This window comes from Segniliparus sp. (genome assembly GCF_051660745.1).
GTDB lineage: Bacteria > Actinomycetota > Actinomycetes > Mycobacteriales > Mycobacteriaceae > Segniliparus.
On sequence record NZ_JBOFQF010000009.1, the window covers coordinates 14,956 to 34,395 of the forward strand.

The window sequence follows — 19,440 nt, forward strand, 5'->3', positions numbered from 1 at the left end:
CGCGGGCACGCGAGCGCCCGATAACGCCGCAGGCCGCAGCCTCAGCGGTCAGTCTGCGGTGATTTGCTCCGCCAGGGCCCGCAGCCCTTCGAGGTCGTTCGCGCCGAACGGGAGGGCTGGGACGCCGACCACCCGGATATTGGGGTGGCTGTGTGTGAAGGCGCGCAGGTGGCGCAGTTCGGTCGAGCCGGTTTCGAGCCGCTCCAAGTGCGCTTTGAGGACGGCCTTCGCCAATTGCGCGCTCGGCTCGGCGCCGCCCTTGGCGGGGAGCTGCTCGTCGAATTGCTCGACGGCCTGGACGCTCCGCGCGGCGGACAGCGTGGAGATCGCGGGATGGGTGCGGTTGACCAGGAGGCAGGAGAGGGGCAGCCGCTCGGCGCTGAGTCGGTCGATGAAGAACGAGGCCTCCCGCAGGGAGTCGGACTCGGCCGTTGTGACCACGATGAAGGCCGTGCCCGGTCGGGAGAGCAGCCGGTACGTGCGCTCGGCGCGCTCGCGGAACCCGCCGAACACCGTGTCGACGGATTGCATGAACGCGGACACGTCGTGCAGCGTCTGGCTGCCGACCACCATGGAGATGCCGCGCAGCGCGATGCCGAAGACGCCGCTCATCACGCGCCCGACGCCTCGGCCTTGTTTGGTGAGCAGACGGACCAGCCTGCTGTCGAGGAAGGTCCCCATCCGCTTCGGGGCGTCGAGGAAGTCCAGCGCGTTGCGCGACGGCGGCGTGTCCACCACGATCAGGTCCCAGCGCGCGTCGCCGAGCAACTGGGAGAGCTTCTCCATCGCCATGTACTCCTGCGTCCCGGAGAACGAGGTGACCATGGTCTGGTAGACGGGGTTGGCGAGGATCGCTTGGGCGCGTTCCGCCGAGGCGTTCGCGACCACCATGTCGTCGAAGGTCTGGTGCATGTCGAGCATCAACGCGTGCAGCTCGCCCGCGACGGATTTCGGCAGGGGCACCCGTTGCGGCGTGTTGTTCAGCTCCGCGACGCCGAGCGCCTGGGCGAGCCGCTTGGCCGGGTCGATGGTGAGCACGACGACCTTCCTGCCGAGCTCGGCGGCGTGCAGGGCGATGGCGGCAGATGTGGTGGTCTTGCCGACTCCGCCCGAGCCGCAGCAGACCAGGACTTTGGTCGTTGGGTCCTCCAGGAGCGCCTTCGGCGGGGCTGTCGTGCTCATCGGACTCCCATTTGTGTCAGCCGCTCGGCGAGCTCGTAGAGCGCGCCGAGGTCCACGCCTTCGGCGAGCAGCGGGAGCGGGAGCTGAGGAAGGTCGAGCCCGGCCAGGATGCGGGCTTGCTCCTGCTGGCGGGCTTGGGTCACGGCGTGGTCGATGGTCTCGGTGATCAAACCGGCGAAATCCTCTTCCGCGAGGTCGAGCCCGATGGCGTCGAAGCCTTTGCTGAGCGAGTTCGCGTCCACAGAGCCCTGCACTGCCGCCTCGATCTGCTCCTGGGTGAGATATTGCGCGGGCGAGCGGTTGACGAGCGCTGCGCCGAGGCCGACCCCGATCTTCTGGATCACGGAGACCGCTTCGACTGTCTCCTGCACCGGCAGCGCCTCCAGGATCGTCGCGAGGTGCACCACGGTGTCCGTCGAGCGCAGCACGGACGAGACGTTCTCCGCGTGGCGGTAGACCGGGCCGCCTTTCGCGATCTCTTTGAGCGCGGCGGCGGCGCCGAGGAAGCTGTCGACCCTGCCGGTCGGCGGGGCGTCGACGACGATGGCGTCGTAGCAGGACGTGCCCGACTTCGGCGGTTTGCCGAGCGCGCTGCGCTTGCCGGAGTTCTGGGTCCGGGTGGCGATCTCGTAGATCTTGCCGGTCAGCACCACGTCGTCGAGGCCGGGGGCGACGGTGGTGATGAAGTCCACCGCGCCGACCGCGCGCATCGCCTTGGCGGCGAAGCCGAGGTTGTAGAACATCTCGAAGTATTCGAGGATCGCCGACTCGACGTCGATGGCCAGCGCCCAGACCTCGCCGCCGTTCGCCGCGCTGGCGACCTTGGTCTCCGCGTACGGCAGCGGGGGCATGTCGAAGAGGTGGGCGATCGACTGCCTGCCCTCGACCTCGACGAGCAGCACCCGCCGCCCGCTGGAGGCGAGCGCTATCGCGAGCGCCGCGGAGAGGGTGCTCTTGCCGACACCGCCTTTGCCCGAGACGAAGTGCAGTTTGGCGCGCGCGGCCCGGCTGGGCCAGAGGTTCGGGGCAGGCTCCGTCACGGTCGCCGCCTCCGTGCGCTGTGAGGTCCGCATCCGACCACAATAAGCGAAAGAGCTACAGTGTCTCTCGTGTCCCCTCAACAAGATGCAAACCCCGCCTGGGAGTACGTCACCGTGCCGCTGATCACGCATGCGACCAAGCAGATCTTGGACCAGTGGGGATCGGACGGCTGGGAATTGGTGACGGTCTTGCCCGGTCCGACGGGGGAGAGCCACATCGCCTACCTGAAGAGGAAGAAATGAGCAATTGGTCCGCCCGGCTCGCTGAGATCGGTATTACGCTGCCTCCCGTCGCGAAACCTGCGGGGGCGTATGTGCCCGCCCTGCGGGTGGGGGACCTGGTCCACACCTCGGGGCAGTTGCCCTATGTGGACGGCAAGCTGCCTCGGACGGGGATCGTCGGCATCGGCCCCGACTTCGTGGACCCGGAGCAGGCGAAAGCGTTGGCGCAGTTCAGCGCCCTCAACGCGCTTGCCGCCGTGCACGACCTGGTCGGGATCGACAATGTCGTGCAGGTCGTGAAGGTGACTGGTTTCGTCGCCTCCTCCCCGGATTTCGGCGGACAGCCCGGCGTCATCAACGGGGCTTCCGAGCTGCTCGGGCAGATTTTTGGCGAAGCGGGGGCGCACGCCCGTTCCGCCGTCGGCGTGGCGGCGTTGCCGCTGGGCGCGCCCGTCGAGGTGGAGCTGACCGTCTTGGTGAAACCGGCCTCCTGACGCCGGGGGATCGGTCGTTGTCATGGGCGAGCAGCAGGGAGCGCTGACCCACCCGGCGTACGAGGCCGTGCGGCCGGTGACCGAGCAGGCTTCGGTGCTTTTGGCGCGCAACCCCTCGCTCATGACCTTGGACGGGACCAACACGTGGGTGCTCCGCGCCCCTGGGTCGAAGGCCTGCGTCGTTGTCGACCCCGGCCCGGACGACGCAGGCCATATCGGGCGGATCCTCGCCCTCGGGGACATCGCCGCAGTGCTGCTGACGCATCATCATCTCGACCACGTGCGGGCGCTGCCCGCGCTGCGCCGACGGCTGGCCGCATCGGGGCACGAGCCCGTTGTGCTCGCGATGAGTCCAAGGATGGCGCGCAAGTCCCAGACGCAACTTCCTCGTCTTCGGCCGAGCCGGGACGTGTGGGAGGTCGCCAGGGACGGCCAGACGCTGGAGTTCGCCGGAGTGCGGCTGACCGTCGTCGCGACTCCGGGGCACACCTCGGACTCGGTCTCGTTCTTGCTGCACGGACGGGACGGCCATGATCGAAACGGCTCGGTGGAAGCTGTGCTCACGGGGGACATGATCCTCGGGAGAGGCTCCACGGTCCTCGACCCGAAGAGCGGCGATCTCGGGGACTACCTCGGCTCGATGCGCAAACTCATGGCGGTGGGGGCGGGGGTCGTCGGCCTGCCGGGGCACGGGCCGGAGCTTGTCGACACGGCGGCGGCGGCGGAGACGGGCCTGCGGCATCGCGAGGAGCGTTTGGACCAAGTCCGGGCGGCTCTCGCCAAGCTCGGCCCGAAGGCTTCGGCGTGGAAGGTGACCCGAGAGGTGTACCAAGACGTGGACGCGAAGCTCTTGCCCGTCGCGCTCAGCTCCACGCGCGTGCAGTTGAGGTACCTGCGCCGCTGAGGGGAGAACGAATTCAGCCCCCGGCAACGATCAGAATCGTCGGCGGGGACTGAATGATCTCGTTCGAGTCCGAACGCTCAGCGCGCGCGGCGGGCCAGGCGCTCCGAGTCGCTGATGAGCACCGACTTGCCTTCCAGCTTCAGCCAGCCGCGGTGGGCGAAGTCGGCGAGCGCCTTGTTCACCGTCTCGCGGGACGCGCCGACCAGCTGGGCGATCTCCTCTTGGGTGAGGTCGTGCGTGACGCGGAGGGCGTCGCCCTCCTGGGTGCCGAAGCGCTGCGCGAGCTGCAGCAGGGCCTTGGCCACACGGCCGGGCACGTCGGTGAAGATGAGGTCGGCCAGCGTGTTGTTGGTCCGGCGCAGCCGTCGGGCGACCACGCGGAGCAGTTGCTCCGCGATTTCCGGGCGCTGGGTGATCCAGCTCCGGAGCGCTTCGCGGTCGAGCGTCACGGCGCGGACCTCGGTCACCGCAGTGGCCTTCGAGGTGCGGGGGCCGGGGTCGAACACGGAGAGCTCGCCGAACATGTCGGAGGGCCCCATGATCGTGATCAAGTTTTCCCGGCCGTCGCCTTTTTGCCTGCCGATCTTGACCTTGCCGGAGACAATGATGTACAGGTTGTCGCCCGGCTCCCCCTCGTGGAAGATCACATGGCCACGGGGGAACTCGGCAGGCACAAGCTCTTTGGTCAGCGCGGCGACTGCTGCGGGCTCGACACCCTGAAAAATTCCTGCTCGAGCGAGGACATCTTCCATCTGCGCGCCTTCCTTCACAATATAGCTATTTCAAAGCTCCGCCCCCGGCGGCGCGGGCAGAGCTGGACACGGGTCGTAACCCTTCGCAAGTGTTCTACCATATCGGTTGCCTCAAGTGAAGCAACTCCTCGCCGAACATGGCCAAGTTCGAGGCCTGCGTCAGGAAAGAACGCCTCGAATTAGAGCTTTGGGTCAATTTTCTGTGACGGAACTCGCGGCTTTGACCTTCTCGCGACGCACATCGTAGATGTCGAGCGCCTCGGGGAGGCCGTCTTCGACGAGCGTGCCCATTTCCGCAGAGTTCGCGTTCAGCAGAAATTCTTCCACTTGGTCCTCGCGCGGGCCGGATCGGCCGAGACGCGTTTCGAGGCGTTGCATCGCGAGCGCGAAGAGCATCAACACAGCGGGGGCTAACACCACCAAGAGGCCTTGCATGCGGGTAGTCAACTAGACGCAGGTCTCAACGCGGCAACGAAACCCGCCTACGCTCGGTCTCGGATTGTTCCGGAGCGTTGTGCTCTAGGCTGGGTCCGGTGCCCGTCGTCTCTGCTCTGAAGAACCGCCCGAAAGCGCCCCTCGGCCTGGTCCGGCGGGCCCGGCGGATGTCGCGCGAGCTGGCCGAGCTCTTCCCGGACGCGCACTGCGAGTTGGACTTCGCGAACCCGCTCGAACTCCTGGTGGCCACTGTCCTGTCGGCGCAGACCACGGATGTCCGGGTGAACATGGTGACCCCGGCGCTTTTCGCGCGGTACCGGACAGCGGAGGACTACGCCAGTGCGAAACAGGCCGACGTGGAGGAGCTGATCCGCACGATCGGCCTTTTCCGGGCGAAAGCCGCCAACTTGATCGGCATCGGCTCGGCGCTGTGCGAGCGCTTCGGCGGCGAGGTCCCCGGGACGCTCAAGGAGCTCGTGACCCTGCCCGGCGTGGGCCGGAAAACGGCGAACGTGGTGCTCGGCAACGCGTTCGGCGTCCCCGGCCTCACGGTGGACACGCACTTCGGCAGGCTCGTGGGGCGGTGGAAGTGGACCGAGGAGACCGACCCGGTGAAAATCGAGCACGCGGTCGGGGCGCTGATCGAGCGCAAAGAGTGGACGACGCTCTCGCACCGGGTGATCTGGTTCGGGCGGAGCGTGTGCCATTCGCAGCGCCCGGCGTGCGGGGCGTGCCCGCTCGCCCGTGATTGCCCGAGCTACGGGGTCGGCCCGACCGACCGCGCTGTCGCGCAGCGCCTGGTCAAGACCTCGTACTCGGCGGCCCTGCTGCAAGGAGCTTTGTGATGGCCGAGCTGCTCGTGGACCCTCAGCGGCTGCCTGCATGGCTGCGCCCGCTCGCCGCAGAAGTCTCCCAGCTCGACGTGGAGCTGCGCAACCGCCGCTGGGTCGCGCAGCTCAAGAAGCTGCGCGCGGTGCGCCACGCGGCGGTGCTGGTCCTCATCGCGGGCTCCTCGGGCGGGGAGTCGGGGCAGCCTCCCGAGGACGCGACCGTGCTGCTGACCCGCCGCGCGCCCAGGATGCGCTCGCATGCGGGCCAAGTGGCGTTCCCCGGCGGGGCGGTGGACCCGACGGACGACGGCCCCTTGGCCGCGGCGCTGCGCGAGGCCTGGGAGGAGACCGGGGTCGATATCGGGGGAGTGCTTCCGTTCGCCCGGCTCGACCCGCTCTTCGTGCCGCCGTCCGGCTTCGACGTGACCCCGGTGCTGGCGTTCTGGGAACGTCCTTCGCAGGTGCGTCCGGTGAACGCCGGGGAGACGGACCTGGTCCGGGCGGTCCGGCTCGACGAGCTGCTCGACCCTCGGAACCGGCTCATGGGCAAACGCGGCCCGATCTTCAAAGGCCCGGCGTTCGAGCTCGAGGACATGTTCGTGTGGGGCTTCACCGGAGGACTGCTCTCGGCTGTTCTCGCAGGCGCGGGCTGGGAGCGGCCCTGGGACCGCCGGAGGGCGGTCGAGGTGGAGGCTATCTTGCAGCGAGAGACTGACGAGCCAGGAACGTCAGAAGTCGTTCCGTGACCGCTTGAGGGTTCTCTTGGTGCGCGTAGTGCCCGGACTCTGGGATTGTCGCGGAATCCGCGACCTGCAGCCAGCGCAGGCTGCGTTCCATGGGCCGGTGGAGGACGTAGCGGTCCTGCTCGCCGCGCAGCAGCAGCCCTGGAGTCTGGAGCACGCGGCGCGTCTGGCGCAGGAACCGCCACCCGTCCGGCCGGAACTGGCTGCGGAACGCCCAGCGTTGGTATTCGAGCGCGAGATGCGCGCATTTCGGGATCTGGACCGCCATCCGCGCCAGCCGCTCGGTCTCGGCGAAGTCGGCGGTGGAGCGCCAGCTCGGCCCGGAGCGCTCCCGCAGCAGGCGGGCCGCGCCCTCGCCGTCGCCCTGGCGCAGCGCGCGCTCGGGGACGCGGGGGATTTGGTGGTGCAAGAGCGAGGGGAGCGCCGAGGCGATCTGATGGGGGTCTGCGAGCATCGCCCGCCGCACCTCGATCGGGTGCGGCGCGGAGACCACGGCGATCCCGCGCGTCTGCGCCGGGTGCAGCGCGGCGACAGCCCAGCTGATCAGCCCGCCCTCGGCATGGCCGACGAGGACGGCGGAGCGGTGGCCGAGGGAGCGGACGAGCCCCGCGACGTCCGAGGCGAGCGTCGTCGCGTCGTATCCTCGGGGCGGTTTGTCGCTGTCCCCGTATCCGCGCAGGTCGACGGCGACAGGACGCAAGCCCGCCTGCGCCAGGGGCGCGAGCTGGTGGCGCCAAGCCCACCAGAATTCCGCGAATCCGTGCAACAGCAGCACGAGCTCGCGCCCGTGGTCGCCGACGGATTCGAGAGGTTCGACGATGTGGAACCGGAGCCCGTTGGCGTGCACGTCCTGATGGGCCCAGGGACCGGGGAGGCGGACCGCTGACGGGTCGGGCAAAGAAGCCGCCTGAGCAGGGCACATAGGCGAGCCCTAGGCTGCGGGTGCCTCGGCGGGCTCGTGGTGCGGCCGCTGCGGGATGAGGGTTTTGAGGTCTTTCACCGACTGGATGGTCTTTTTGGGCGGGGAGATCCGGCGGACGACGAGGTAGCCCGCGACGCCGATGCCGACGGCCGCGCCGACCATGAGCAAGAAGACGATGCCGAACGCGGCCCAGCCGGGCAGCCACTCCATGAGCAGCCAGCCGAGGAAGAAGAAGAAAAAGAAACTGCTGTACAGCAGGATGATCAACGCGGTGATGATGAAGGCCGCGGAGACGGCTGCCTTTTTGCCGTCCTGGACCAGCTCCGCTTTCGCGAGGGCGACCTCGGACCGGACCAGGGTGGAGAGGTGGACGGTCGCCTCGCGCACCAAGTCGCCGACGCTGGCTGCCGAACCAGCGCCGCCGGTCGCGGCAAGGTCGGTCAAGGGGATGGTGGGGCCGGTTTCGCGGGAGCTCACGTCGTTCCTTTCTTCGCGGAACCTTTATCTTGCCATCCGCTGTTGGCATTCGTGAAACGAGAGGCGCCGTCTTTGGCGCGCTGAGGCTTCGACGACCTTTTTGATCGCCTCGGCAGTGCTGGTCGGGACGCTCCGGGCCCCGTCACTCGGCCCTGGGCGTCCGGTGTCGTCTCGGCGATTGCCAGGCGTCATCCCTCGACGACGCTCTTGATCGCCTCGAAGACTCCGGGGTCCACCAGCGTCGACACGTCGCCGAGCGCGCGGTGCTCCGCCAAGTCGCGAAGGAGCCTGCGCATGATTTTGCCGCTGCGGGTCTTGGGCAGCTCGGGGACGACATAGATGTTCCTCGGTTTGGCGATCGGCGAGATCTCCGTTGCGACTTGGCCCTTGAGCTCGGCGACCAGCTCTGGGCCGGTCGGCGGAGCGTCTTGCTGCAAGATGACGAAGGCGACCACGGCCTGGCCGGTCGTCTCGTCGGAGGCGCCGATCACGGCGGCCTCGGCGACGTGGCCGTGCCCGACGAGCGCGGACTCCACCTCGGCGGTGGAGATCCGGTGCCCGGAGACGTTCATGACGTCGTCCACCCGGCCCAGCACCCACAGCGCGCCGTCCTCGTCCAGCCGGGCTCCGTCGCCCGCGAAATACCAGTTGCCCTTCTTGTACTGCGACCAGTAGGTCTCTTTGAACCGCTCTGGGTCGCCCCAGACGCCGCGCAGCATCGCGGGCCACGGCTGGTCGAGCACCAGGTAGCCGTTGGCCCCTGGGGCGATGGGGTCGCCGTGCTCGTCCACCACTTTCGCGCTGATGCCCGGCAACGGGGCCATGGCGGAGCCCGGCTTCGTCTCGGTGACCCCGGGCAGCGGGGAGATCATGATCGCCCCGGTCTCGGTCTGCCACCAGGTGTCCACGATCGGGGTCTTCCCCGCGCCGATGTGCTCGCGGTACCAGCGCCACGCCTCCGGGTTGATCGGCTCGCCGACGCTGCCGAGCAGGCGGAGCGAGCTGAGGTCGTGCGCGTCCGGGATCTCGCGGCCCCATTTCATGAAGGTGCGGATGAGCGTCGGCGCGGTGTAGTAGATCGTGACGCCCAGTTCCTCGATCACCTCGAAGTGCCGGTGCTCGTCCGGGTAGTTCGGGGTGCCCTCGTAGAGGACTTGGGTGGCGGCGTTCGCCAGCGGGCCGTAGACGATGTAGCTGTGCCCGGTCACCCAGCCGATGTCGGCGGTGCACCAGTAGACGTCCGTCTCGGGCTTGTGGTCGAAGACGAAGTGGTGCGTGTACGCGGTCTGCACCAGGTAGCCGCCGGAGGCGTGCAGGATGCCCTTCGGCTTGCCGGTGGTGCCGGAGGTGTAGAGCAGGAACAACGGGTGCTCCGCGTCGAACGCCTCCGCGATGTGCGCCGTCGGCTGCTGCGGGACTGTCTGGTCCCACCACAGGTCCCGGCCCGTCCACGTCACGTCGATCCCGGTGCGCCGGACGACGAGCACGTGCTCGACCGGGTTCGCGGCCTTGCCCTCCGCCTCGTCCGCGTCGAGCCCCGCCAGGGCCTCGTCCACCGCCGTCTTCAGCGGCGCGGGGGCGCCCCGGCGGTACTGGCCGTCGGCGGTGATGACCAGTTTCGCCTGCGAGTCCTCGATCCTGGCTTTGAGCGCGGCGGCGGAGAACCCGGCGAAGATGACCGTGTGGGTGACGCCGAGGCGCGCGCAGGCGAGGATCGCGGCGATGGCCTCGGGGATCATCGGCAGGTAGATCGCGGCCCGGTCCCCGGCCTTCAAGCCGAAGGAGGCGAGCAGGTTGGCGGTCTGGCTCGTCAGCGCCGTCAGCTCGGCGTACGTGACGTCGCGGCGCTCGCCGGTCTCGCCGACCCAGTGCAACGCGACCTTGTCGCCGAGCCCCGCCGCGACGTGCCGGTCCAGGCAGTTCGCCGCGACGTTCAGCTTGCCGCCGACGAACCATTTCGCGAACGGGGCCTCGGACCAGTCCAGGACCTGCTCGAACGGGGTGGACCACTCGAGCCGGGCGGCCTGCTCGGCCCAGAACGCGAGCCGGTCCGCTGCGGCCTGGTCGTACAGCTCGGGGCCGGTGTTCGCGGCCGAGACGAACTCCGGGCTGGGGGTGTACACGTCGAGGTCTTGCTGCGTCACGGTTTTCAGCCTAGCCCAGTGATGTGATGTGGGTAATGCCGGAGGCCGCTAAGTTATGTCCGGTTCGAGTGGCGGCTTAAGCCATCGTCCGTTAGCGTTGTGCCACTTGTGGCGGCGCGTGGCGCCGGGTGTGATTTGACGAGGAGATGTCGGTTGAGGCGGGTCGTTGTTGCTCTCGCTCTGCTCGCGGGCCTGTTGACCGCGTGCTCCGCCACGCAGGGCGGCGTCGACAGCCGTTTTGTCACGGTGCTCTCCACCGAGCCGCAAAACCCGCTCGTCCCGTCGAACACGAACGAGATCGGCGGCGGCTGGGTCGTGGACCGGCTCTTCGCCGGGCTGGAGTACCTCGACGCGGACGGGCGCGTCCACGACGACGCGGCGGAGTCGGTGGAGCTCTCCGAGGACAAGCTCGTCTACACGATGAAGCTGCGTCCCGGCCAGACGTTCACCAACGGCGAGCCGGTGACCTCGCGCTCGTATGTGGACGCGTGGAACTTCGGAGCGCTTTCGACGAACGCGCAGCTGCAGGCCTCGGCCTACGAGAAGATCGCGGGCTACGAGGACCTCGCGGCCGAACCGCCCAAGGCGCGGGCCATGTCGGGCTTGCGGGTGGTCGACGACCTGACGTTCACCGTCACGCTCTCCCAGCCAGCCGTCGACTTCAAGATCTCGCTCGCCTGGTCGCCGTACTACCCGTTGCCGCAGGCCGCGTACCGGGATGTCCAGGCGTACGGCGAGCGCCCGATCGGCAACGGCCCCTACGAGCTCGCCAGCCCGGACGCGTGGCAGCACAACGCGCGATTGGACCTCAAGCGCAGCCCCAATTACCACGGCCCGCGCCATGTCCAGAACGACGGCCTCGCGCTCATCTTCTACCAGTCCCAGGAGGCGGGCTACGCGGACCTCGTCGGCGGCAACCTCGACTTCCTCTACCTGCTGCCCGACAACGTCCTCGGCGTGTACAAGCGCGATCTCGGCGATCGTTTCCTCAAACAGCCCACAGCGCAGAACCTGCAGTTCGCCATCCCGTATTACTTGCCGCATTTCAGCGGCGAGGAGGGGAGGCTGCGCAGGCACGCGCTCGCCAAGGCGATCAACCGGGAGCAGATCGCCAAGGTCATCTACTACGACACCCGCACGCCGATGCGCGATTTCACCTCGTCCGCGTTGCCCGGCTTCGACCCGCACATCCCAGGGTCGGAAGTCCTCGACTACAACCCGGACGAGGCACGGGCGCTGTGGGCGCAGGCGGACCGGATCTCCAAGTGGGAGGGGACCGTGTTCTTCCTCTACAACTTCGACGGCGGCCATCAGGGCGTGATCGACGCGACCACGAATTATCTGCGCCGCAACCTCGGGATCTCCGCGGAGGGCATGCCGAAGCCCTCGTTCAAAGAAGTCCGCGACCTGGTCACCAAGCACCAGTCCCCGGGCGCGGTCCGCACCGGGTGGCTTGGCGACTACCCGACCGCGCTGAACTTTTTAGAGCCCCAATACATCACCGGCGGCGGGTCCAATGACGGCGGTTACACGAATCGGCAGTTCGACGCGTTGCTCCGCCAGGCCGAGGCGGCTCCGGACCAAGCGGAGGCGCTCGGTTACATCCGGCAAGCACAGAGCATCCTCTTCCAAGACCTGCCGGTGCTGCCGATGTTCGACTATGTGGCGGTGGGGGGCTACTCGGCCCGGCTCGACCATCCGCGCTCGACGTGGAACGGGGCTCCGGACTTCGAGAACCTCAAGCTCAAGGACGGCGCCCGATGACCCGTGTCCTCATCACCCGGCTGCTGCAGCTGGTCCCGGTTTTCTTCGGCGCCACGTTCCTCCTGTTCGCCATGGTCTACCTGCTGCCGGGCGACCCCATCTCCGCCCTCGGCGGCGGCAAGAAGCTCGCGCCGAACGTGGTGGCGAACCTGCGCAGGCAGTACCACCTCGACCAGCCCTTCGTCATGCAGTACTGGTACTACCTCAAGGGCATCTTCACCTTCGACTTCGGCACCTCCTACTCGGGGCGGCCCGTCTCGGCCATGCTGGCGGAGAAATTCCCGGTCACCGTGCGCCTCGCTTTGCTCGCGGGCGCGGTGGAGCTGCTCGGCGGGGTGGCGCTCGGCACGGTGTCGGGCCTGCGCAAGGGCCGCTGGTTCGACAGCACGGTGCTTTTCGCGAGCCTGGTGATTATCGCGGTCCCGATCTTCGTCATCGGCCTCGTCGCCCAGTTCGTCCTCGGCGTGGAGTGGGGGATAGCCCCGGTCACCATCGGCTCGGACGCGAGCTGGGGGCGGCTCTTCGTGCCCGGCGTGGTGCTCGGCCTCGTCTCGCTCGCGTATGTCGTGCGGCTGACCCGCGACTCGGTGTCCGAGGTCGCGGACGCCGAGTACGTCCGCACCGCGACGGCCAAAGGCCTTTCGCGGGGGCGCGTGGTCGTCGTGCACATCCTGCGCAACTCGCTCATCCCGGTGATCACGTTCGTCGGCGCGGACATCGGCGCGCTCATGGGCGGCGCCGTTGTCACCGAGGGCATCTTCAATATCAACGGCGTCGGCAACGCCATCTACCAGGGCGTGGTCCGGGGCGAGAGCGGGACGGTCGTCTCGTTCGTGACGGTGATCATCGTCGTGTACCTGCTCGCAAACCTGGTGGTGGACCTGCTGTACGCCTTACTGGACCCTCGGATCAGGAGGGCCTCATGACCCATTACGTCGCGCCGGAAGAGGCGGAGGACGCGTCGGCCTCCGCCGTCGTCGCGGGCGGGCCGCAGGGGTATTGGGGCGAGGCTTGGTCGCAGCTGCGGCGGAGCCCGAAGTTCTGGGTCTCTGTGGTGGTCCTGGCCTTCGTCCTGGTCGTCGTCGCCGCGCCGGGCTTGTTCAGCAGCGCCGACCCGCGCGCATGCGACCTCGACAAGAGCAAGGCCCCGCCGAGCGCGGCGCACCCGTTCGGCATGGACTTCCAAGGCTGCGACATCTATGCGCGCACGGTCCACGGCGCGCGCGCCTCGGTCGAGGTCGGCGTGGGCACAGCCCTCGCGGTGTTCCTCGTCGGCGGCCTCGTCGGCGTGCTCGCCGGATATTTCGGCGGCTGGTTGGACGGGCTGCTCTCCCGGACCGCCGAGATCTTCGCGGGCATCCCGCTCATCCTCGCGGCAGTGGTGCTGCTCAAAGTCCTCCCGTCGCGGGGCGTGCCCACGATCATCGCGATCCTCGCCGTCTTCAGCTGGCCGCAGATCGCCAGGGTCGCCCGGGCCTCGGCGACGATGGCGCGGTCCAAGGACTACGTGCTCGCGGCCCGCTCGCTCGGGGTCTCCACGCCGAAGATCCTGCTCCGGCACATCCTGCCGAACTCGCTCGGCCCGATCATCGCCACCACGACCATCGCGCTCGGGGTGTTCATCGTCGCCGAGTCGACGCTCTCGTACATGGGCATCGGGCTGCCCCCCTCGGTCGTGTCCTGGGGGAGCGACATCTCCAACGGCCAGGCCAGGCTCCTCGAGGGCTCGGCGATGATGTTCTACCCGGCGACGGCGCTCGGCGTGGCCGTGCTCGCGTTCATCCTGCTCGGCGACGCGCTTCGCGACGCCACCGACCCGAAGGCGAGGCGGCGATGAGCGAGCCCTTGCTCCAGGTGGAGAACCTTTCTGTCGCGTACGGCGGCACGCAGGTGACCCACGGCATCAGCCTCGCGGTCCGGCCGGGCGAGACCCTCGCCATCGTCGGCGAGTCCGGCTCGGGGAAGTCGACCACCGCGACTGCGGCGCTCGGGCTGCTGCCGAAGGGCGGGCACGTCCTCGGCGGCAGCATCATGTTCGGCGGGCGCGACCTGCTGCGGCTCTCCGGCCGGGAGCTGCGGTCTGTGCGCGGCTGCGGCATCGGCTACATCCCGCAGGACCCGATGTCCAACCTGAATCCGGCGTGGACGGTCGGCTTCCAGATCGCCGAGACCATGCGCGCGCACGGCGTGGCCACCGGCAAAGCGGCGCGCGCGCGGGCGGTGGAGCTCCTCGACGAGGTCGGGGTGCCGGAGCCTGCCCGCCGCGCCAAGCAATACCAGCACGAGCTCTCCGGCGGCATGCGCCAGCGCGTGCTCATCGCCATGGCGCTCTCCTGCAAGCCCAAGCTCGTCGTCGCGGACGAGCCGACCTCTGCGCTGGATGTGACGGTGGCGCGGCGGATCCTCGACCTCATCGCCGAGCTGCAGGAGAAGCTCGGCGCGGCGGTGCTGCTCATCACCCACGACCTCGGCCTGGCCGCCGAGCGGGCGAGCGAGGTCGTGGTGATGCGCAAGGGGCGCGTCGTGGAGTCCGGCCCGTCCGCCGCCGTGCTCGCCGAACCCGGACACTCGTACACAAAGGCTTTGCTCGCGGCCGCCCCAGGCCTTTCGTCGGACACGCCGGTCCAGACGGCAGAGCCTGGTCCGGCGCTGCTGGAAGCCGTTGGCCTGCGCAAGGTGTACCAGCTCCCCGGACGGCTGCCGTGGCAGAAAATCCCGTTCACCGCCGTCGACGGGGTGGGTTTCACGGTGCGCCGGGCACAGACCCTCGCGGTGGTGGGGGAGTCCGGCTCGGGGAAGTCCACGTTGGGGCGGATGGCGCTCGGGCTTGAGGCCCCGACCGAGGGCGAGGTGCGCTTCGATGGCAAGAATGTGCTGGTGCGGGACCGCCAAGAGCAGCTCGCGCTGCGCAAGCGGGTCCAGGTGGTCTTCCAGGACCCCTACGGCTCGCTCGATCCCATGCACACGGTCGGAGCCGCGGTCGAGGAGTCTCTCGTCACGCATCGGATCGGCGACAAGAAGTCCCGGCAGCGGCTCGTCGCCGAGGCTTTCGACTCCGTGCGGCTGCCGCAGTCGATGCTCTGCCGGTTCCCCAACGAGCTTTCCGGCGGGCAACGCCAGCGCGTCGCGATCGCGCGGGCCATGGTGCTCCAGCCGGAGCTCGTGGTCTGCGACGAGGCGGTGTCCGCGCTGGACGTGCTGGTCCAGGCGCAGGTGCTGGAGCTTTTGCAGAACCTGAAGGCCGAGCGCGGGCTCTCGTACCTGTTCATCACCCACGACCTCGCAGTGGTCCGGCAGATCGCCGACGAGGTTCTGGTGATGCGCCAGGGCAAGGCTGTGGAGCAGGCTTCGACGGCGGAGATTTTCGCCAATCCCCGCGAGGAGTACACCCAGCGCCTCCTCGCGGCGATCCCTGGCCGTAATCTCATCCCTTGATGATTGCCACAGACGACCCGCTCGCCGGTGTTCTTGCGTTGCCCGGCGTGGCCGAATCGGCCTCGGCGGCGCAGGACTCTTTCGCGGACCTCACCCGCAAGCATCTGCGCGGCTGGGAGGCGGTGGCTTCGGAGACCTCCCGCAGGGCGGCGCGCTGCTCGGCCTTGCTCGAAGGGGCTTCGTTGCGCGAGCGGCAAGAGGACGACCCGGATCCGCTCTTGGCGGGCGCGGTCCGCGTCGCCGAAGAGCTCGCCCGGCTGCGGGAGACCTGGCGGCGCGCCCCGCTGCAGGTGCTCGCCCGGCTGCACACGCTCGCCGCCGCAGACCTCGACATCTCCGTCGAACTGCTCGGCAGGCCCAGGACCGACCCGGAGGTCGGGGCACGGCTCTCCGCGTTGGCCGGGCTGATCGCGGGCGGGACGAAGGCCCCCGCGCCGGTGCTGGCCGCGATCGTGCACGGCGAGCTCTTCGCGCTCGCGCCGTTCGGCTCCGCCGACGGGCTCGTCGCGCGGGCGGCGAGCAGGCTGACGCTCGTCGCGACCGGGTCCGACCCTCGAGGCCTCGCTCTGCCGGAGTCGTTCTGGCTGCGCTCGGGGCGCGCGTACCGCCAACGCCTGGAGGGCTACGCCGCCGGGGCCGGGGACGGTGTGCGCGCGTGGATTCTGTACGCCCTGCAAGCACTGATCGACCCTTCGGAGGAGTGACGATGCGTATCGTTCGAGAGCTGGCGTTCTTCGCCGCCGCCTGCACGGCCCTCGGCTGCGCCCCCTCGGCTTCCGCCGCGCCGGATCCCGCCACCTGCCAGGCGGTCAAGCCGGTGCTCGACGAGATCATGGCTGCGGCGCTCGCGACGAGGAAGAGCACCGAACAGGGGGACCAGCCGGGCCTGCCGCAAGGCCCCGGCCAGGAGAGCGGCGTCCTCGACCACTATCTCCGGGCGGCCGCTGCCGCGCGCCGAGCGGCCGACACGACATCCGACCCGCACACTTCGGACCTGCTGCGAAGGATGTCCGTCGTGCTCGACGCGGTCGGCACGGGCAAAGGGCCGGGGCGCGGGCAGAGGCTGCCCGTCGAGGAGAAGGACGGGGAGGAGCTCGGGAACCTCGAAAAGGGATGCGGGTTCACGCCCGAACGCAAGAGGCTCGGTTTGGGCGAATAAGCCCGGTCAGCGAGCCTCGTGCGCGCCCGTCCGCGCACGCCACGCGACGACGCAGGCGCCTGCGATGGCGAACGGGGCGGCGAACGCGGGGTCGTAGCCGGAGCCCTGCGCCGGGAACGCCAGGTAGCCGACGTTGATCGTGGTGTGCGTCAGAAGGGGGGCCAGCACGCTGTCTGTCCTGTGCCAGAGCCACACCATGACCACTCGCGCCGCGACAGTGAAGGCGCACTGCCAGGCCGTCCACGCCCAGCCGTGCTGCCCGGACCAGAGCGCCACATGCCACAGCGCCCAGACCGATCCGATCGCCATGCCCGCGCCGAGCGTCCCCCAGCGGGCCTGCGCGGGCGCGGCTGCGTAGCCGGTCCAGCCGATCTCCTCGAACGTCGCGCCGACGAAGAACACGCAGGCCGCGATCGCAAGCATTGTGGGCGACGGGCGGCCGGGCGGAAGGCCGTGTCCCGCGAGGCGCATCGAGGCGTAGGCGCAGAGGAGGACGGCGGGCATGAGCCCGATGGCGACGGCAAACCACCAACGGGGCCGGACCCTTGCCGTGTCGAACGCCTGGCCCCACATCGCGCGCACGCCTGAGCGCCCGTCGTCTCGCCACGCCAGCATGGTCGCGACAATGGCGGGGAGCAGTGCTTGCAGGGAGCCGACGGGCAATCCAAAACCCGTGTCTGCGCCGCCGAAGACCCAGAACGGAACCCCCAGGAGCAGCACAAGGACGAAGAACGGCACAGGAGGCCCCATAGGCAGGCGAGTGTAGCCGAGCCTGCTCGCGGCAGCTTATTGAAAATGATTTTCAATAAGCTGCTACACTGGCCGCATGAGAACAGCCCCCGACGTCGTCAACGACTCCCGCCTCCCCGTCACGGTCCTCTCTGGATTCCTCGGCGCGGGCAAAACCACCTTGCTCAACCATGTCCTCGCGAACCGCGAGGGGATCCGGGTCGCCGTCATCGTGAACGACATGAGCGAGGTGAATATCGACGCGGCACTCGTCGCGGGGCAGGGGAGCCTCGACCGCACCGAGGAGAAGCTGGTCGAGCTCACCAACGGCTGCATTTGCTGCACGCTGCGCGAGGATCTCATCGAATCTGTCGGCAAGCTGGCCCGCGAGGGCCGGTTCGACCAGCTCCTCATCGAGTCGACCGGGATCTCCGAGCCGATGCCGGTGGCCGCCACCTTCGACTGGGAGTTCGAGGACGGGTTCTCGCTGAGCCAAATCGCCAAACTGGACACCATGGTCACCGTGGTCGACGCCGCCACGTTCCTCGAAGAGATCGGCAAGGGGGAAGCCCTCGCCGAGCGGGACATGGAGGCGGGCGAGGGCGACGGCCGCAACATCGCGGACCTCCTCGTGGACCAAGTGGAGTTCGCCGACGTCATCCTCCTCAACAAGACCGATCTGGTGAACGGCCAGATCGCGGGCGCGCTCGAAGCCCTGCTGCACAGGATGAACCCGAACGCGAAGATCATCCGCACCGTGCAGGGCCAAGTCCCGATCGGCGAGGTGCTGGGCACCGGCCGCTACAACCCGGAGGCCGCTGCGCTCACCGACGGCTGGGAGGAGGAGCTCGCGGGCGGGCACACCCCGGAGACGGAGGAGTACGGCATCCGCAGTTTCGTGTTCCGGGCCGACAAGCCGTTCCACCCGCTCCGGCTGCAGGCCGCGCTGCGCGATCTGCGCGGCGTCCTGCGGTCCAAGGGGTTCTGCTGGATCGCGAGCAGGCCGAACATCGCGGCGGTGTGGTCGCAGGCAGGCCCGAACCTCGTCATCGAACCGGCCCAGTATTGGGCGGAGACAGTGCTCGAACCGCACCAGGAGCTGGTCTTCATCGGTGTCAGGCTCGACATCCCGAAAGTGCGGGCGCTGCTCGGGTCGGCACTGGTCACCGACGAGGAATTCGCCGAAGGGCCCCAGGTGTGGCTCCGCTACGAGGACCCGTTCCCCGCGTGGCACGACTCGACCACCCACGAGCACGTGCGCTGATCACGAGCGCGAGCCCCCGCGCGATCCGGCGAGGACGACGGCGCCGATCACGAGCGCCACGCCCAGCCACTGCTGGACGGTCAGGGTCTCGTCTTTGAACAGGAAACCGAGGACGAACGCGGTGGTCGGCGTGAGCAGCGTCAAAATGGCCACCGAGGTGGCCCCGATCTTGGGGACGGAGCGGAACATGACCGCGAAGCCGAGGAGCTTGCTCACAAAGCCGATGATGGCGAAGCCGAGGACGTTGCGCCAGGTGACGTGCGAGGGGAACCCTTCGAAGAGATACGTCACCGGCAGCAGGGTGAGCCCTGCGAAGAGCAGCTGCCAGGCGTTGTGCCGGATGGCGGAGACCGGCGGCGACCAGAGTTTGGTGAGGACGAGGCCGAGCGCGGCGGTCATCGCGGAGAAGAGCAGGAGGCCTGCGGCGACAAGGTCGAGCCGGATATGGCCTTTGAACACGACCAGGCCGACGCCCGCGATGCCGGTCGCGACGGCGAGCGCTTGCGCCCTCGTCGGGCGGACCCCGAGGATCGGCAGCGAGAGCAGCATCGCGAAGAGCGGCTGGGTGGCGATCAGCAGCGTCGCGATCCCGCCGGGCATGTGCTGCATGCCGTAGTAGAAGAGCGGGGTGGAAATGGCGAAGTTGCACCACGAGAGGACCAGGTAGCGCCACCACCACACGCCCTCGGGCAGCGTCCGGAATATCGCGGTCATGACCAGCCCGACCGGGAGGGTGGAGCACAGCGCCGTCAGGGCGAAGCGCCCTGGGACGGTGAGCTCGGTGACGACCAGCGGATTGAAGCCCCACTGGATCGGCCCGAGCGCGGCGACGAGGATCGGGGGGAGCGCGAGGCGTCGTTTCCACGAGGCGGGCCGCGTGGTCTCGGGAGGGGCTGCGGCCGCCTCGTCGTCGGTGTGTGCCGTCATCAGGATTCAGTATGGCG

General features: G+C 68.9%; 21 protein-coding genes. 12 read left to right on the forward strand and 9 right to left on the reverse strand.

The genetic code is table 11. The annotated features are described in order from the left end of the window. Window positions 1-48 precede the first annotated feature (48 nt). Window positions 49-1,182: an ArsA family ATPase gene (locus ACRC20_RS03210; protein WP_438684898.1), complete on the reverse strand. Its 1,134-nt coding sequence runs from the start codon at window positions 1,180-1,182 to the stop codon at window positions 49-51. Beyond that, window positions 1,179-2,255, reverse strand: a complete 1,077-nt coding sequence (locus tag ACRC20_RS03215; RefSeq protein ID WP_438684899.1) for an ArsA-related P-loop ATPase — start codon at window positions 2,253-2,255, stop codon at window positions 1,179-1,181. The genes ACRC20_RS03210 and ACRC20_RS03215 overlap by 4 nt, the downstream gene beginning before the upstream one ends. A 27-nt stretch (window positions 2,256-2,282) precedes the next feature. On the opposite strand from ACRC20_RS03215, the gene ACRC20_RS03220 reads away from it, so the two are divergent. Genes ACRC20_RS03220 through ACRC20_RS03230 form a run of 3 tightly spaced genes read left to right on the forward strand, consistent with a single transcriptional unit; the run spans window position 2,283 to window position 3,842 of the window. Next, the gene (locus ACRC20_RS03220; RefSeq protein ID WP_438684900.1) at window positions 2,283-2,465 is read left to right on the forward strand and encodes a hypothetical protein; all 183 of its coding nucleotides are present in this window, start codon (window positions 2,283-2,285) and stop codon (window positions 2,463-2,465) included. After that, window positions 2,462-2,938 carry a RidA family protein gene (locus tag ACRC20_RS03225; protein ID WP_438684901.1) on the forward strand — a complete coding sequence of 159 codons (477 nt, stop codon included), beginning with the start codon at window positions 2,462-2,464 and terminating at the stop codon, window positions 2,936-2,938. Before ACRC20_RS03220 ends, ACRC20_RS03225 begins: the two co-directional genes overlap by 4 nt. Before the next feature lie 22 nt (window positions 2,939-2,960). After that, a complete protein-coding gene (locus tag ACRC20_RS03230; RefSeq protein ID WP_438684902.1) occupies window positions 2,961-3,842 on the forward strand; it encodes an MBL fold metallo-hydrolase in 882 nt (293 codons plus the stop codon). A 77-nt stretch (window positions 3,843-3,919) separates the two neighbouring features. On the opposite strand, the gene ACRC20_RS03235 is transcribed toward ACRC20_RS03230, so the two are convergent. Next, complete coding sequence (locus ACRC20_RS03235) at window positions 3,920-4,594, reverse strand: Crp/Fnr family transcriptional regulator (RefSeq protein WP_438684903.1); 675 nt, start codon at window positions 4,592-4,594, stop codon at window positions 3,920-3,922. 192 nt (window positions 4,595-4,786) lie between these two features. Beyond that, the gene (locus tag ACRC20_RS03240; protein WP_438684904.1) at window positions 4,787-4,990 is read right to left on the reverse strand and encodes a hypothetical protein; all 204 of its coding nucleotides are present in this window, start codon (window positions 4,988-4,990) and stop codon (window positions 4,787-4,789) included. A 137-nt stretch (window positions 4,991-5,127) separates the two neighbouring features. On the opposite strand from ACRC20_RS03240, the gene nth reads away from it, so the two are divergent. Both nth and ACRC20_RS03250 read left to right on the forward strand, forming a co-directional pair. Further along, a complete protein-coding gene (gene nth / locus ACRC20_RS03245; RefSeq protein WP_438684905.1) occupies window positions 5,128-5,874 on the forward strand; it encodes an endonuclease III in 747 nt (248 codons plus the stop codon). Beyond that, entirely contained in the window at window positions 5,874-6,605 is a 732-nt protein-coding gene (locus ACRC20_RS03250) for an NUDIX hydrolase (RefSeq protein ID WP_438684906.1), read from the forward strand. The genes nth and ACRC20_RS03250 overlap by 1 nt, the downstream gene beginning before the upstream one ends. On the opposite strand, the gene ACRC20_RS03255 is transcribed toward ACRC20_RS03250, so the two are convergent. The 3 genes from ACRC20_RS03255 to acs all read right to left on the reverse strand — a co-directional run bounded on the left by ACRC20_RS03255 (window position 6,553) and on the right by acs (window position 10,145). Then, window positions 6,553-7,524, reverse strand: coding sequence for an alpha/beta fold hydrolase (locus tag ACRC20_RS03255; protein WP_438684907.1), 972 nt, complete (start codon window positions 7,522-7,524; stop codon window positions 6,553-6,555). The two genes, ACRC20_RS03250 and ACRC20_RS03255, sit on opposite strands and share 53 nt — an antisense overlap. A 9-nt stretch (window positions 7,525-7,533) precedes the next feature. Further along, window positions 7,534-8,001 (reverse strand): phage holin family protein, encoded by a 468-nt coding sequence (locus ACRC20_RS03260; protein WP_438684908.1) that lies wholly within the window; start codon window positions 7,999-8,001, stop codon window positions 7,534-7,536. A gap of 188 nt (window positions 8,002-8,189) precedes the next feature. Then, window positions 8,190-10,145: an acetate--CoA ligase gene (gene acs, locus ACRC20_RS03265; RefSeq protein ID WP_438684909.1), complete on the reverse strand. Its 1,956-nt coding sequence runs from the start codon at window positions 10,143-10,145 to the stop codon at window positions 8,190-8,192. A 153-nt stretch (window positions 10,146-10,298) separates the two neighbouring features. Between acs and ACRC20_RS03270 the strand changes: the two genes are divergently transcribed. The 6 genes from ACRC20_RS03270 to ACRC20_RS03295 are packed head-to-tail and all read left to right on the forward strand — an operon-like array spanning window position 10,299 to window position 16,503. Then, complete coding sequence (locus ACRC20_RS03270) at window positions 10,299-11,909, forward strand: peptide ABC transporter substrate-binding protein (RefSeq protein WP_438684910.1); 1,611 nt, start codon at window positions 10,299-10,301, stop codon at window positions 11,907-11,909. Beyond that, the gene (locus ACRC20_RS03275; protein ID WP_438684911.1) at window positions 11,906-12,835 is read left to right on the forward strand and encodes an ABC transporter permease; all 930 of its coding nucleotides are present in this window, start codon (window positions 11,906-11,908) and stop codon (window positions 12,833-12,835) included. Before ACRC20_RS03270 ends, ACRC20_RS03275 begins: the two co-directional genes overlap by 4 nt. Continuing rightward, entirely contained in the window at window positions 12,832-13,746 is a 915-nt protein-coding gene (locus tag ACRC20_RS03280; RefSeq protein ID WP_438684912.1) for an ABC transporter permease, read from the forward strand. The genes ACRC20_RS03275 and ACRC20_RS03280 overlap by 4 nt, the downstream gene beginning before the upstream one ends. Further along, a complete protein-coding gene (locus ACRC20_RS03285; RefSeq protein WP_438684913.1) occupies window positions 13,743-15,344 on the forward strand; it encodes an ABC transporter ATP-binding protein in 1,602 nt (533 codons plus the stop codon). Before ACRC20_RS03280 ends, ACRC20_RS03285 begins: the two co-directional genes overlap by 4 nt. Further along, entirely contained in the window at window positions 15,344-16,048 is a 705-nt protein-coding gene (locus ACRC20_RS03290; RefSeq protein ID WP_438684914.1) for an oxidoreductase, read from the forward strand. Before ACRC20_RS03285 ends, ACRC20_RS03290 begins: the two co-directional genes overlap by 1 nt. Before the next feature lie 2 nt (window positions 16,049-16,050). After that, window positions 16,051-16,503 (forward strand): hypothetical protein, encoded by a 453-nt coding sequence (locus ACRC20_RS03295; protein ID WP_438684915.1) that lies wholly within the window; start codon window positions 16,051-16,053, stop codon window positions 16,501-16,503. Window positions 16,504-16,509: 6 nt separating this feature from the next. Here the strand turns inward: ACRC20_RS03295 and ACRC20_RS03300 are convergent, their stop codons facing one another. Then, window positions 16,510-17,253, reverse strand: coding sequence for a CPBP family glutamic-type intramembrane protease (locus ACRC20_RS03300; protein ID WP_438684916.1), 744 nt, complete (start codon window positions 17,251-17,253; stop codon window positions 16,510-16,512). Window positions 17,254-17,329: 76 nt separating this feature from the next. Between ACRC20_RS03300 and ACRC20_RS03305 the strand changes: the two genes are divergently transcribed. Next, window positions 17,330-18,496 (forward strand): GTP-binding protein, encoded by a 1,167-nt coding sequence (locus ACRC20_RS03305; RefSeq protein WP_438684917.1) that lies wholly within the window; start codon window positions 17,330-17,332, stop codon window positions 18,494-18,496. Here the strand turns inward: ACRC20_RS03305 and ACRC20_RS03310 are convergent, their stop codons facing one another. Further along, on the reverse strand, window positions 18,497-19,423 hold the full coding sequence (locus ACRC20_RS03310) for a DMT family transporter (protein WP_438684918.1): 927 nt from the start codon (window positions 19,421-19,423) through the stop codon (window positions 18,497-18,499). It abuts the gene before it with no gap. Between the last annotated feature and the right edge of the window lie 17 nt (window positions 19,424-19,440).